We start from the raw sequence: 12,969 nt of genomic DNA on the forward strand, positions 1-12,969 counted from the left end.
GTTTGCTTCGTAACGAACAATAAATAGTATAGCGCCTACCTTCTTACTCGTCAACACTTTTTTTAACGAATTTTAGCGATTGGTCTAAAACGCTGATTTATCAGCATTTTGATTTTAAAATTCAGCATTCAAGAGCCTTTACCGTTCCAATAACTGGTCCACTTGGTGACATGTTTGCTGCCAATCATCATTAATAATGATTTCAGCATGTCCTTGTAATTTATCGGGCAAGTTTAAATCACGTTGGAACTCTGGTGCAGATAATCGAGCCTGCACCCTGTCTTTTGCATCCCCGCGAGCAATCAGCCGGTTCTCAAGTTTGACAACGTCTTTAATCGTGACATACCAAGTCCAGGCCTGGTCCCCTAAAATCTCTTGATAGGTTTCAGCTCCCTTGGTGTCTAAGACAATACTAGCCAGGTTACTTTTCTGCCACGCTTTTTCTAAACCTTCCTTAGAAGAGCCATAATTTGCCTGACTATAACGAACCGACTCCAAATAGTGGTTTAATAAGAAGGAATCTTTCGTTTCAAAATAATAATCAACACCGTCAACTTCACCAGCCCGCTTTGGACGAGTAGTGTGCGTGATGACTTGTGGCACTTGCCATTTTTCTTTTAAGTAAGTTGCAATTGAGGTTTTCCCCGCTCCAGCTGGTCCCGTTAAAACAATTACCCGATTCATGGCTTTCTCATCCCCCATTCCTTTGTTTTCTTACCTTATCATCAAAATAATCGACAATCCAGTTAAAAGTTGGTACAATTGATGGCAGTTATATTAAAATAAAGTGAGAAAAGTTATGCAATTACTAAAACGTGCCTTTGCTCGCGAGTCAGCTGCTGGTTACCTTGAGAAGGATCAGCAGATGGAACGCGTGCTTACAACAAAAGACCTGATTGGCCTGGGTGTTGGAACCGTTATTGGTTCTGGAATTTTCATTCTGCCCGGTCATGAGGCCGCTAACAATGCTGGTCCCGCTGTTTCCATCGCCTTTCTGGTTGCAGCCATCTTCTCTGGTATCTGCGGAATGGCCTTTGCCGAATTTTCATCAGCCATGCCAGTTGCCGGATCAGCTTATTCTTACGGATCTGTTATCTATGGTGAAGTAATCGGTTGGGTCCTTGGTTGGTCCTTGATTTTGGAGTACTTCCTAGCCGTTTCAGCTATTGCGACCGGTTTCTCTGCCTACTTCAATAATTTGCTCGGTCAGATGGGTTGGGCATTGCCAAAGGCACTCCAGGCTGGACCCGGTGCCGGTGGCGTTGTCAACTTGATGGCCGTGGTTATTATCTTAATTTCCGCAGCCATTCTATTCGCTGGTGTAAGCCAATCCAAGAAGATTGAAAATGCCGGTGTTGTCTTGAAGGTTGCCATTATCGCCCTCTTCATTATCGGTGGTCTCTTCTTCGTGAAGGGCCATAACTACGCTGATTTCTACCCTAAGCAATTCCAAACGGGTGTCTTTGGCCTTGGTGGTCTAACCGCCGCAACAGCTTCAATCATCTTCTCCTTCTTAGGATTTGATACGATTGCCGCTCATGCAGCCGAAGTTAAGAATCCAACAAAGACAATGTCTCGGGGAATCTTGGGAACGGTCGCAATTTCTGCCGTCTTGTATACCTTGTTCTCAATTGTCTTAACTGGAATCGTCAACTACAAAAACTTGGGTGTTGATGACCCAGCTGCTTTCGCCTTGCAGGCCGTTAAGCAAACACAGTTCTCCGTTGTCATTACCATCGGTGCTTTGATTGGAATGTTCACCGCTGTGTTAGCCTTGATCTTCGCCTCATCACGTTTGGCTTATTCTTTCGGTCGTGATGGTCTCTTGCCTCGTGGCTTAGGAAAGGTCGCTGGCCCACACCGTCTTCCAGTTAACGCCTTGATTCTGGCTGTTGTTGTTGAAGCATTCTTGGCCGGACTTGTTCCATTAAGTACACTGGCTAATCTGATTAACATTGGTACTTTGACAGCCTTCATGTTTATCAGCTTTGGTGTCTTGTTCTTGCGTAAGCGTCAAGACCTTAAGCACGACGGTTTCAAAATGCCATTCTACCCTGTCCTACCAGTCATCGCTGCCGGATTATCATTACTCTTAATCCTGCGCTTGCCTGCAGAAACATTGAAGATGTATGGTGTCTGGGTCGTGATTGGTTTGATTTGGTACTTTACTTACGGTATCCGCCATTCTTCACTCAATCAAATCGAAAAGTAAATCAATTAAAAAAGCTGACTGCTTGGGAATCAACCCAGACAGTCAGCTTTTCTTTTGCTCTTATTTACTTTTAACGTCATCAAGTGGTGAAATCAGGACAGAAAACGCCAAACTTCATTACTTTCATCGCTGTTTCTTTTTATAGAAGAACCGGGTCCTGATTTTTCTGGAGACGCTCGAAGGCTCCGGGCTCAGCCACTTGCAAGACTGGCTTCATCTCTTTAATCACACCATCGTAATCGAAATCGACTTGGTAAAGCTTTTGCCCCACCTTCAACGCCTTCGCAACTTCTTCGTCTTGTTCGCGGTAACGGTTAGCGTACTGAAGCAGTGAAACAGCCAAATCAGCAGCGATAATCACATCGTGGGCCTGTTCCTTTAAAGTATCAAAGTCAGCAGCAACAATGTTTAATTGACGCTGCACATCGTCCAGATCGACTTCACCTGCGTACACAGCCTCGTCCAGACGCGTAATTTCGTCACTCACTGCAAAGAATTTTTGTAGAAAATCCTCAGGTAACCCTGGCAAATCGCGACGTTCAAGCGAGCGCTTCACACCGCGAATTTGATCAATATAGCCAGCCGTGTGCTCCTTAGCGGACTTCAAAGCGGGTTGGAACTCCTCAATTTGATGGTACAAGGCGACCTGGTCACTATCTAATTGGCTCAAAATTGAAAACCAATTTTCTTGGCGCGTAACCGCCCAGCTGTATGTCTGACTGCCTTCCTTTAAGGCTCGTTGAACTTCTTGCTGGCTCAACACTAAGCCTTCAATATCATGGTGATAACTAGCTTGGCGGTCCTCTTCTTCATGGCCAAGGATAAAGCGTCCCTTCAAATAAGTTAGCTCAAGGAGCAAAGAATGGTTCTGTTCCTTAACCCGATCAAATTCCGTATTCACACGTTCTTGCTGTTTAAAGTAACGGTGATAAGCCTGATATTCTTCTTCCAACAGATCATACAATTCTTGAATCTTCTGGTTCAAAGTCGTTGAGATAGTATTTGCTTCCTTGACTTTCAAACCTGCAATCGCCTTGAGTCCTTGGAGGCGCAGGTCATCAACTTCATTCAAGGCTTCCTCAACAACACCTTCTGCAAAAACAACGCCACGGTCAGTCAAATCGTGCCAACTCGTGTTTAACTCGTTAATCTGATCCAAGTATTTTTCATTAAAAGTGGTAACTAAAATTGGCAAGTTCTGCATATAATCGAGCACTTGACCAGCAATCATCCCAACCTCTTCAAACTTTTGGGCTGCCTTTACTCGGTCTCCAGACTCAATTAGTTCTTGATAGCGTTGGTACTCTTCTTCTTCATCAAATAAAAAGGCTAATAGAGTAGGGGCACTGGGGCCGTAAGGATTATCTGTCGCTGTTAACCGATCCGTGATATCGTCAAAGTCACCGTGTAATTGATCGATTGCCTGACGTTGCATTTGATTTTCTTGCTGAATGTCTTCCAGTCCTGAAACAACCTGTTTTTGCAAGGCAGCCGCTTCCGTCATTTGATCCAATAAAGATTGTAATGACTTCCTTGTTTTCCAAACGTTCAAACCTGCGCTCAGTTGCATTGCTCGATTGATTTCCGCATCAATTGCCGCAAAGCGATGGTTGCGCAAGTCACGGTAAATCTTTTCCGTTTCTTGGAAATTTTGCAAAGCCTGGCCTGCTAATGCGACCTTTCGTGCCGCTGCTAAATCAGTCGCAATGTCTTCATCCATGAGCGCTTTTTTAGCCATGCTAAAATCACCCACCTGCGTAGCAGCCTGCCTTTGTGTCAAAACCGCCCAACCAAGGCCGATTAAGATAGCGATAATCACGATAATTGCAATAATAATCCACATATGTACTAAACCCTCAGCTTTATTTACTAATTAAGTCCACCATACACTATTGACTGTTGAAATTAGACCCATTTACTTCGTTTTATCCCTTTCTTAAGATTTTTTACTCTTTTTCAGCCTAAATTTTGCAAGGAGATTGCATAAGAAATTTAATGGTAGCAGCACTATCAATCTTTTTCTTGCTAATTTTCTTCTGATTTGCTATACTTGTTGGAGTTGTATTGAGTAGCAGTCGGTAAAGAAGCGCGTCAACAACGTCCAAACTCGTTAGTAAGGACTTGGCTACAGTCACTGAGAAACGATTTTTCTTGACGCTGCACGCATCTGGTGCCGACCCTCAAATGTGCAGCAAAATACATTTTGGAGGACATATACATGTCACGTTATACTGGACCAAAATGGCGTATCTCACGTCGTTTGGGTGTTTCACTTTCTGGAACTGGTAAGGAATTGTCACGTCGTGCCTACGCACCTGGTGACCATGGCCAAGGCCGTCGTGGAAAGGTTTCTGAATATGGAATGCAATTGCGCGAAAAGCAAAAGTTGCGTTTCACTTATGGTTTGACTGAACGTCAATTCCACTCATTGTTCAACAAGGCCGGTAAGGTTCGTCAAGGTACTCACGGTACCAACTTCATGATCTTCTTGGAACGCCGTTTGGACTCATTGGTTTACCGTCTTGGTTTGGCAACTACTCGCCAACAAGCACGTCAATTGGTTAACCACGGTCACATCTTGGTTGATGGTAAGCGCGTTGATATTCCATCATACGAAGTTGTTCCTGGTCAGGTTATCTCTGTTCGCGAAAAGTCAAAGAACATTGTTCCTATCCAAATCGCTGTTGAATCAGTAGTTTCACGTCCGCAATTCGTTTCATTTGATGCTGACAAGCTTGAAGGTACTTTCGTTCGTTTGCCAGAACGTGAAGAATTGGATGCTGACATCAACGAAGCCTTGATCGTCGAATACTACAACCGTTTGGGATAATTTAATTAACTCTTTCTGGTTGAAAAGTCACTGCTTATGCGGTGGCTTTTTTCTTTGCTCAAATAATTCGGTTGTACATTAGTTGCAAAGGTCGACTTTAGACGGTTACTCTTCATTCCAAAAAAATATGTTAAACTAGAACAATTATATCAATGATTGGAGAGAAATCATGTCTTGGCTCATTAACATGTTCATCATATTTGTTATTACTTGGGTGGCTATTACCAGTATGGAAAAACTAAAAACAATAACGGAACAAAGTAAACGCAAAAAGTTATCACTGTCTTTCGGTGCCCTCTACATCATCTTTGGCTTAATCATCACATTTGTGAGCATCGAAGTTCATCAATCCGCATGGTCAACAAATGGTGCTTTTATGATTGGCTTTGGTATCGCTATCCCACTAATCCTAAGAAAACAACATTAATTATGGCTTTATTTTTAGCCATTCTTTTATGAATCGTTTTGTTCCACCAAGAAGTCAAGCTCATCAAGGGTGTTGGCTTTTTTTATTTATCAAGGGTGTTGCACTTCCATTGTAAATTCACTTTAAAAAATCAGACCAGAGATAACCCACACAATCGCTGAAAAGGGCAACGTTACCAATTGCGATTGTCCCCACCCACACTTTCATCTTTCACGAATCCAACAGCACAAAAGAACCATCCCCCGTTGTTTGAGGAATGGTTCTTTCTGTTCATACTACCCTACTAATTTTGCCAAAACGGCCGTCAAGACCCGTTGGCCGTTTTCCAAATCTGCTGGTGTTGTCTTCTCATCCGGTACATGACTAACCCCGCCAACGCTGGGGACAAAGATCATGGCAGTCGGCACTTGTTCCCCCATCACCTGTGCATCATGACCTGCACCAGATGGTAAAAATTGGTGCGTCAGACCAACCGATTGGCATGCTTCAGCAATCTCCCCCTGAAGACCCATATTCATTTGGGTGGGCATAACTGCCGTAGTGCGCTCAAGTTTTGCCCGATACTGGTCCACTAGTTTGGCCACCACACCAACAGCTTCTGACAAGACCAACTGGTCTTGGTGGCGTAAGTCCAACGAAAAAGTGACTAGGCCAGGAATCACATTGGCTACATTAGGCTCCAACTGAACTTTGCCAATGGTGTAGCATAAATCAGGAATTTGCGCTAACTCACGGTAGAGGTCCGCCAGCAAACTAACTGCTTGTTGGCAGGCATCATCACGGCAATCCATTGGTGTTGTTCCAGCATGGTTAGCCTGCCCCACCAACTGAATCAAAAAGCGTTCCTGACCAACAATGGTCGTTACAATACCAATATCGGTCCCCGCATTCTCTAAAATCGGCCCCTGCTCGATATGCAATTCAAGGTATTGAGCAATCTTTAGGCATGACGCCGTTTGCACAAAAGGACTCAGGGCAGCCACCGCAGCTTGACGAACTTGGCCGAAGGTCTGTCCCTGAGCATCAGCCAAGGCATCAAAACCCTTCAAATCCCGTTCAAGTAAATATTGTGAGCCCGTAAAGGTCGCATCAAAGCGTGAGACTTCCTCTTCTGAAAAAATAACAGCGACGAGCGGCTGCCACAAACGTTGTTCTGATTTGGCCACCTGACTAACCGACAAGACAGCAGCTAAAGCGCCATAAAGGCCATCATATAGGCCACCATCGACAACCGTATCCAGGTGCGAACCAACCAAAATTACAGGTTCTTTGGGCCAAGTTAAATCAGCAGTCGCATACAAGTTGCCAATTTCATCAACCCAGGGTACTAGTCCCAATTCCTTGATAATGTTGACACACTGCTTCTGTGCCTGACACCAGGCCTGGTCATAAACCGTTCGCGTATAACCCTGATTTTTCGTGCGACCAATTGCTTGAAAACTCTCCAAGAGGTCGGTAATTTTTTTATCCTGCATTTCTCTGACTCAATCCAAAACCAAGTAATCCCAACAACAGCAATGCCGCTGCCAGATCAAAACCAACCGCCAAAGAACCGGTCAGATCCGTTAACCAACCCGTCAGATATGGCGCCGTAATCGAGGCCAACATCCCCAAAAAGTTATAAAGGCCAAAAGTTGTGGCAACTCGACCTTTTGGTGCATGGCGGCGAATGACCTGTAACAACAATGGATCAATCGTCATTTTCCCGGTCAACCCATACAAAATCAGTGCCAAAACAATCTGCGTTGAATTTTGACTCAAGCTTCCCAACACCAATGCCAAGGCCGATAGCGGTACAAAAAGGTATAGAAACCGCCTGGCATGTGCTGTTTGATCTAATTTTTTCGCCAAAATTAAGGCACTTGGAATGGCAATCAAGGGCACAATCGAAGCAATCAAACCGACAAAGCGTTGGTCAATATTCTTCATCCCCAACAAGAAAGTCGGTAACCAGGTTAGCATTGCAATCTGGCCATAAATTGAGCAAAACAAAAGCCAATAAGCACCGATTAGCGGCCGCTCGAAAAACGGTCGCCAAATTTTTGGCGCTAACGACGAGATGAGCGATTGCTGTTGGCCACCGCGTGTATTCACCGACTTTCCCCCATACCGAATTGACCGACCCTCTTTAGGTAAGCCATACAAGTACAGGAAACCGACCATCACCGTTGGTAAGGCAATCACTAAAAAGGGCGTCGACCAGTGGTCCTGATTTTGAATTACCAACGTACTAGCCAGCAAGGTGCCAAGAATCTGTCCAACACCCTGCCCGCTATTAATAATGGCCATGCCCAAAGTTGCATGGCGGTCACTAAGATTTTCATTAATTAATCCATAGGCCGGACCGTAAAAGCTGCCCTGCCCTAAACCAACCAGAGCCCGCACCAATAGAAAAAGAGTAAAGGTTGGCACGATACCCGATAGAAAAGTCATTACTGCAAAGAAGATAAAACCCAAAGCGACGATGGTCTTCTTTGAATGGCCGTCAGCTAGACGTGAAAATGGCAACTGACTAACCGTATAGGTTAAAAAAAAACAGATGAAATCAGTCCCAACTCAGCATGGTTTAAACCAAAAGACCGTTGAATTTCCGGCATCACTGGATTTAAGATGGTCCGGTCGGCATAGATAAAGACCCAACCAAGAAAATTAATCAAAATGATTTTCTGTGCTAATGATAGATGAAGCCTTGCCCGTTTCGGCTGGATCATGGCCATTCCTTTCCTTTTTAACCGAGGCTTACGCCCGCCAATGGTGATGATGGCGCAGCCTTTTTCGTCAATACTCGTCCTGGTTTTGCCAGGTATGCCTTGCGTCCAGCTTCAATCGCTAAGTGAAAGGCTTCGGCCATCAAGGGAATGTCCCCCGCTGTTGCCATTGCCGTATTGGCCATGATAGCATCGACACCCATTTCCATCGCTTCGGCTGCTTGGCTTGGACGGCCGATTCCGGCATCCACAATAATTGGCAGGTCAATCTCGTCGACCAAAATTTGAATCAAATCCTTGTTGGAAAGGCCCTTATTAGTGCCAATTGGTGCGCCCAATGGCATGACGGCAGCTGCACCTGCATCGACTAATTGCTTCGCAATATTGAAATCAGGCAAGACATAGGGCATGACGATAAAGCCTTCTTTGGCCAAAACCTCGGTTGTCTTTAACGTTTCATAGTTATCGGGCATCAAATACTGTTTATCAGGAATCACTTCTAATTTGATAAAGTCACTCCCACTCAGTTCACGAGCAATTCGCGCCATCCGGATTGCCTCCTCAGCGTTCGTGCACCCCGAAGTGTTTGGCAAGATGGTTGTCCCCTGTGGAATAAAATTTAAAATATTTTCCTCAGCTACACTCGTGCGGCGAAGAGCCATCGTGATAATTTCCGCTTTGGCATGGTTAACCGCTGAGTCAATCAACTCGTATGAGTACTTACCAGATCCCAAAATAAAGCGTGATTCAAACTGATGGCCACCGATGACCAATGGATCATTTGTCGACATTTTTTACTCCTCTACTGTCTCTTTTTCTAGAATTAAACGTAGGATTTGGTTCGCCTGGTGCCCCGCACAAATCAGGACACGAGCGGCCATCAATCCTTCTGCTCCCTTGGTCTGGCCATCACCACAAAGGTAAACATGGTCACTTTGCCGGACGGTTTGAATTTGATTGGCATCGTGAACACCAGCTAAGCCATTGCCCATCACGATTGGTGTCTCTGGCAAAACTTCTTGCGCCCGTCTTAACAGCATTGCTTTCGCATTTTGATCATCAAAGGCTTCACAGATAATATCAGCACCGGTAAAGAGGTCCAACACATTGCCCTCCGTCACTCGTTCCTGCCAAGTCGTCACCTCCACAAAGGGGTTAAACTCCAAGATGTTTTGCTTCAGGGCCAAGACTTTTGGTAAACCAACCTGGCTTAATTTAAACTGCTGACGGTTCAAGTTACTATGCTCAATTTCATCAAAATCAATCAAGGTCAAATGACCAACCCCGGCCCTGGCCAGCGCAATGGCAATATTTGATCCTAGTCCTCCCGAACCGGCAATCGTCACATGGGCGGCTGCCAACTTCTCCTGACTGTTAGCCACATTGCGATCCTTCATTTTTAGGTAGACGGATTCCACCGCCTGACCATCAATTGCAATCGTTGTCATTTTTTCTAACCCCCACCTACAAAGGCAATAATTTCTACTTTGTCGTTCTCAACCAGCACCGTTTCAGCCAAAACCGCTTTCGATAAAATTTGACCATTGAGTTCGACAACCACGTTTTCGTGATGACTGTTTTGCTCTTCAAGTAGACTCAAAACCGTTACACCTGCGACGTTGTCCATCTGTTCGCCATTAATTGTCACCATCTTTTTTCTCCCTTCTGGGTCCGACCACCGAAAAATCAGCTTTTCATGCCAGCCACTACCCATTTTTGTTAAAAATTGAACAAAAAAAGCTGTTTCCACGTCAAAAACGCAAAAACAGCTTTCAAAAAAACTATCATCACTATCTTCCTACGCAGACGTTAATCTAATCAGGTTCAATGGGTATAATCTCAGCCAACCGGCACCCCAGATAATTCGTATTCAATTTTCGAAATCAATATAACATGGATTTTTTAGCCTGTCTACTCAAGAAGCAGGACAAAATTCCACTGGATTTACTAGACCAATTCTAATAAAATTTTCATCGTTACTGATTTTTCATTAGCGGCAATCAACAGACTAGGTCAATCCACCGACAAATGTTGGATAACACCCGAAAATAGCAGACAAGTCTTTAATCTCTACAGCTTTTTCCGTATAATTGTCTGTAGTAAAGTAATTGGAGGATAACCCAATGGATGATGTTAACAGCCGTTTAGAACAGGGGCAGCAAGGTAATGGTGGTCCCAAGATTAACCCTGATGAACAGCGCCTTTACCTAGGCACTTTTCGTGAACGAGTAGTCGCGGCCGTTAAAGAATCAAAGGCCGACGATAGCCAAGTTCAAGATGAACTCAAGGCACGGATGGCCAACTGGCCAGATACGACCTTACTGATTGACCAGGATGCTTGTGGTGATGCCTACATAAACTACTTGCAAATGGCCGTCAGCACCAATCACCCCTATACCCTTCTATCCGATTTTGAAAGAACAAAACAAACTGATGACCCCTACGCGGTCGTTCTTGCGGCAAAATCAGCCGTAAACCAGGAATCAATTGACCTGTAACCTGACGAAGCCGGTTTCAACCGGCTTCTTTTTTATCAAGACAAAGTCACACTGATAAAGGAGTCTTCATGCCCGGACAAAAACCACTGGCCTACCGGATGAGGCCAACAAAAATTGAAGAAATCGTTGGCCAAGAAGACTTAGTCGGCGAAAATAAAATCATTTGGCGGATGGTGGAAGCCAAGCGTCTTTCCTCAATGATTCTTTACGGTCCACCTGGAACTGGTAAGACTTCGATTGCCTCGGCGATTGCCGGTTCGACAAACTTTGCCTTTCGAGCCCTGAACGCGGCAACTGATTCGCAAAAGGACTTGCAGGTCGTTGCTGAGGAAGCGAAAATGTCGGGGACAGTCGTCCTGCTTTTGGATGAAATTCATCGTCTCAACAAGGTCAAGCAAGACTTTCTCCTCCCCCACCTCGAATCAGGCGCCATTATCTTAATCGGGGCGACAACGGAGAACCCATACTTAAATGTCACGCCGGCCATCCGTTCCCGGACCCAGATTTTCCAAGTCCACCCCTTAAGTGACCAAGACATCAAAAAGGCCATCAAACGGGCACTAATGGATAAGGAAAGCGGTCTTGGCAACTATCAAGTGAACCTAACCGACGAAGCCCTCACCCACCTTAGCCAGGCAACCAACGGCGATCTTCGCTCTGCCCTAAATTCCTTGGAATTAGCGGTTCTTTCGACCAAGCCGAATGCAAACGGGGTTATCCAGGTGACCCTGGCGGTCGTCGAAGAAACGACTCAACGGCAGGCACTCGTGGCCGACAAGGACGGCGATGCTCATTACGACATCATCTCGGCTCTCCAAAAATCCATTCGGGGATCAGATGTTGATGCAGCCCTGCACTACGCTGCCCGCCTGATCATTGCCGGTGATTTGCAAATCCTAGTGCGCCGACTGATTGTGATTGCCTACGAGGATATCGGCCTCGCCAATCCGAATGGTGCTCAACGCGCCGTGACAGCCATTCAAACTGCTGAAAAATTAGGACTACCCGAGGCACGGATTCCACTGGCCAATGCCATTATTGAGTTAGCGCTATCGCCCAAATCAAATTCGGCTTACACCGCGATGGATGCTGCCATCGCCCAAGCGGGCCGCTCAAAGGCCCAATCTATCCCAGACCATCTGCGCGATAGTCACTACAAGGGCGCCGAGAAGCTCGGCCACGGTAACGACTACATCTACCCTCATGACTTCCCAAATGACTGGGTTGCTCAGCAATACCTCCCAGATGCCATCAAGGATGATGCCTACTTCCAGCCGAAGGGTAACTCGAATTTCGAGCAGCAGTTAAAAGACGTCAACCAAAGTCTCAAAAATCAACAGCGTCGTGGCTTAAAATAAACAATACCAATCTGATTTTGAACGACAATTTTTGTTGATGATTACTCACAAAAATCAGAATGTCAAGACTAGTATTTTTAGACAAAATCAGTATACTATTAGTGAATACTCTGGTATACGCATTGCTACATTAACAGCTTTTTCCTTACAACCTTTTTATTTTGGACGGGGATCCTCAGGTCATGACATGCCCTTTCGTTCGGTAGTCAAAGCCCCCGGTGAAACGCCCACCTCGATAATTTCGAGGAAAATCTGAGTAGCGGTTAACGGTGCCAATAGAGTATCGTGGGCATGACCCACGGCTCGCCTTCGGGCGGGCTTTTTTTGTAGGCTCTTACTGTGGTGTCCAAACAACTAATTCAACTTTTAATATCAACTAATTTTCTATTCCGTAGAGGCCGCTTTTTATTTTGTCTTAAAAGACTTATAATGAACCTAGAAAGAAAGAGAGGTCTTTACGATGACACAGTCTTACCAGAAAATTTTGGTTCCAGTGGATGGCTCAAAGGAAGCTGAGGCGGCCTTAAAGCGCGCAATCGCCCTGGCAAAAGAAGACGGCAACGTTGAATTAGTGATTGCTAATGTCATTGATACCCGCGCCATTCAAAACATCACATCCTTCGATAACACCATGATTGATACCATCACAGAAGATGCCCGTCAGTCATTGGAAACTTATAAAAAGGAAGCCACTGATGCCGGCCTTTCAAACGTTTCATATCGGATTGACTACGGTTCACCAAAGACCATGATTGCAACCGATATTCCAAAAGAAATCAAAGCTGATTTGATTGTGATTGGGGCAACAGGGCTCAATACCGTTGAACGCTTAGTTGTTGGTTCTGTCACCGCCTTCGTCACTCGAATGGCGACAATCGACGTTTTGGTTGTCCGCTGCGAAAAGCTCGCTCAAAAGTAAAAATCAGTAAAAAAACC

Annotated in this window: 14 protein-coding genes and 1 riboswitch; of the genes, 6 read left to right on the top strand and 8 right to left on the bottom strand. The window is 45.2% G+C overall.

What is annotated here, in order from left to right; all coding sequences use genetic code 11:
* Positions 1 to 138 precede the first annotated feature (138 nt).
* Positions 139 to 702, bottom strand: coding sequence for a guanylate kinase (locus AOQ32_RS03955; RefSeq protein WP_059393700.1), 564 nt, complete (start codon positions 700 to 702; stop codon positions 139 to 141).
* A gap of 97 nt (positions 703 to 799) precedes the next feature.
* Between AOQ32_RS03955 and AOQ32_RS03960 the strand changes: the two genes are divergently transcribed.
* On the top strand, positions 800 to 2,212 hold the full coding sequence (locus AOQ32_RS03960) for an APC family permease (RefSeq protein ID WP_059393701.1): 1,413 nt from the start codon (positions 800 to 802) through the stop codon (positions 2,210 to 2,212).
* A gap of 139 nt (positions 2,213 to 2,351) precedes the next feature.
* On the opposite strand, the gene AOQ32_RS03965 is transcribed toward AOQ32_RS03960, so the two are convergent.
* Positions 2,352 to 4,055 carry a septation ring formation regulator EzrA gene (locus AOQ32_RS03965; RefSeq protein ID WP_059393702.1) on the bottom strand — a complete coding sequence of 568 codons (1,704 nt, stop codon included), beginning with the start codon at positions 4,053 to 4,055 and terminating at the stop codon, positions 2,352 to 2,354.
* 375 nt (positions 4,056 to 4,430) lie between these two features.
* Here AOQ32_RS03965 and rpsD point away from each other — a divergent pair, with 375 nt between their 5' ends.
* Together rpsD and AOQ32_RS03975 are read left to right on the top strand one after the other, a co-directional pair.
* The gene (gene rpsD / locus AOQ32_RS03970; RefSeq protein WP_047974713.1) at positions 4,431 to 5,042 is read left to right on the top strand and encodes a 30S ribosomal protein S4; all 612 of its coding nucleotides are present in this window, start codon (positions 4,431 to 4,433) and stop codon (positions 5,040 to 5,042) included.
* A 169-nt stretch (positions 5,043 to 5,211) separates the two neighbouring features.
* Positions 5,212 to 5,469 (top strand): hypothetical protein, encoded by a 258-nt coding sequence (locus AOQ32_RS03975; protein WP_059393703.1) that lies wholly within the window; start codon positions 5,212 to 5,214, stop codon positions 5,467 to 5,469.
* 275 nt (positions 5,470 to 5,744) lie between these two features.
* Here AOQ32_RS03975 and AOQ32_RS03980 read toward each other — a convergent pair whose 3' ends face one another.
* From AOQ32_RS03980 to thiS, 6 genes are read right to left on the bottom strand one after another with little or no spacing between them, the layout of a single operon-like run.
* Complete coding sequence (locus AOQ32_RS03980; RefSeq protein WP_059393704.1) at positions 5,745 to 6,944, bottom strand: Zn-dependent hydrolase; 1,200 nt, start codon at positions 6,942 to 6,944, stop codon at positions 5,745 to 5,747.
* Positions 6,934 to 7,977 (bottom strand): MFS transporter, encoded by a 1,044-nt coding sequence (locus AOQ32_RS03985; RefSeq protein WP_059393705.1) that lies wholly within the window; start codon positions 7,975 to 7,977, stop codon positions 6,934 to 6,936. Before AOQ32_RS03985 ends, AOQ32_RS03980 begins: the two co-directional genes overlap by 11 nt.
* Before the next feature lie 17 nt (positions 7,978 to 7,994).
* Entirely contained in the window at positions 7,995 to 8,186 is a 192-nt protein-coding gene (locus AOQ32_RS08980; protein ID WP_059393706.1) for a hypothetical protein, read from the bottom strand.
* An 11-nt stretch (positions 8,187 to 8,197) separates the two neighbouring features.
* A complete protein-coding gene (locus AOQ32_RS03990) occupies positions 8,198 to 8,968 on the bottom strand; it encodes a thiazole synthase (RefSeq protein ID WP_059393707.1) in 771 nt (256 codons plus the stop codon).
* Positions 8,969 to 8,971: 3 nt separating this feature from the next.
* Positions 8,972 to 9,625 (bottom strand): sulfur carrier protein ThiS adenylyltransferase ThiF, encoded by a 654-nt coding sequence (thiF, locus tag AOQ32_RS03995; protein ID WP_059393708.1) that lies wholly within the window; start codon positions 9,623 to 9,625, stop codon positions 8,972 to 8,974.
* A 5-nt stretch (positions 9,626 to 9,630) separates the two neighbouring features.
* The gene (thiS, locus tag AOQ32_RS04000; RefSeq protein ID WP_059393712.1) at positions 9,631 to 9,828 is read right to left on the bottom strand and encodes a sulfur carrier protein ThiS; all 198 of its coding nucleotides are present in this window, start codon (positions 9,826 to 9,828) and stop codon (positions 9,631 to 9,633) included.
* A 127-nt stretch (positions 9,829 to 9,955) separates the two neighbouring features.
* Positions 9,956 to 10,045, bottom strand: a riboswitch (TPP riboswitch).
* Positions 10,046 to 10,300: 255 nt separating this feature from the next.
* On the opposite strand from thiS, the gene AOQ32_RS04005 reads away from it, so the two are divergent.
* From AOQ32_RS04005 to AOQ32_RS04015, 3 genes are all read left to right on the top strand, one after another.
* Positions 10,301 to 10,675 (top strand): DUF1694 domain-containing protein, encoded by a 375-nt coding sequence (locus AOQ32_RS04005; RefSeq protein ID WP_059393709.1) that lies wholly within the window; start codon positions 10,301 to 10,303, stop codon positions 10,673 to 10,675.
* Between the two features lie 68 nt (positions 10,676 to 10,743).
* Positions 10,744 to 12,033 (top strand): replication-associated recombination protein A, encoded by a 1,290-nt coding sequence (locus AOQ32_RS04010; RefSeq protein ID WP_059393710.1) that lies wholly within the window; start codon positions 10,744 to 10,746, stop codon positions 12,031 to 12,033.
* Between the two features lie 460 nt (positions 12,034 to 12,493).
* Positions 12,494 to 12,952, top strand: coding sequence for a universal stress protein (locus AOQ32_RS04015; protein WP_059393711.1), 459 nt, complete (start codon positions 12,494 to 12,496; stop codon positions 12,950 to 12,952).
* Positions 12,953 to 12,969 lie beyond the last annotated feature (17 nt).

Source organism: Fructobacillus tropaeoli, assembly GCF_001047135.2.
GTDB lineage: Bacteria > Bacillota > Bacilli > Lactobacillales > Lactobacillaceae > Fructobacillus > Fructobacillus tropaeoli.

Coding starts and splice junctions, on each gene's coding strand:
- AOQ32_RS03955 (WP_059393700.1), bottom strand. CDS start 702: ATGGGGGATGAGAAAGCCATGAATCGGGTAATTGTTTTAACGGGACCA.
- AOQ32_RS03960 (WP_059393701.1), top strand. CDS start 800: ATGCAATTACTAAAACGTGCCTTTGCTCGCGAGTCAGCTGCTGGTTAC.
- AOQ32_RS03965 (WP_059393702.1), bottom strand. CDS start 4,055: ATGTGGATTATTATTGCAATTATCGTGATTATCGCTATCTTAATCGGC.
- rpsD (WP_047974713.1), top strand. CDS start 4,431: ATGTCACGTTATACTGGACCAAAATGGCGTATCTCACGTCGTTTGGGT.
- AOQ32_RS03975 (WP_059393703.1), top strand. CDS start 5,212: ATGTCTTGGCTCATTAACATGTTCATCATATTTGTTATTACTTGGGTG.
- AOQ32_RS03980 (WP_059393704.1), bottom strand. CDS start 6,944: ATGCAGGATAAAAAAATTACCGACCTCTTGGAGAGTTTTCAAGCAATT.
- AOQ32_RS08980 (WP_059393706.1), bottom strand. CDS start 8,186: ATGGCCATGATCCAGCCGAAACGGGCAAGGCTTCATCTATCATTAGCA.
- AOQ32_RS03990 (WP_059393707.1), bottom strand. CDS start 8,968: ATGTCGACAAATGATCCATTGGTCATCGGTGGCCATCAGTTTGAATCA.
- thiF (WP_059393708.1), bottom strand. CDS start 9,625: ATGACAACGATTGCAATTGATGGTCAGGCGGTGGAATCCGTCTACCTA.
- thiS (WP_059393712.1), bottom strand. CDS start 9,828: ATGGTGACAATTAATGGCGAACAGATGGACAACGTCGCAGGTGTAACG.
- AOQ32_RS04005 (WP_059393709.1), top strand. CDS start 10,301: ATGGATGATGTTAACAGCCGTTTAGAACAGGGGCAGCAAGGTAATGGT.
- AOQ32_RS04010 (WP_059393710.1), top strand. CDS start 10,744: ATGCCCGGACAAAAACCACTGGCCTACCGGATGAGGCCAACAAAAATT.
- AOQ32_RS04015 (WP_059393711.1), top strand. CDS start 12,494: ATGACACAGTCTTACCAGAAAATTTTGGTTCCAGTGGATGGCTCAAAG.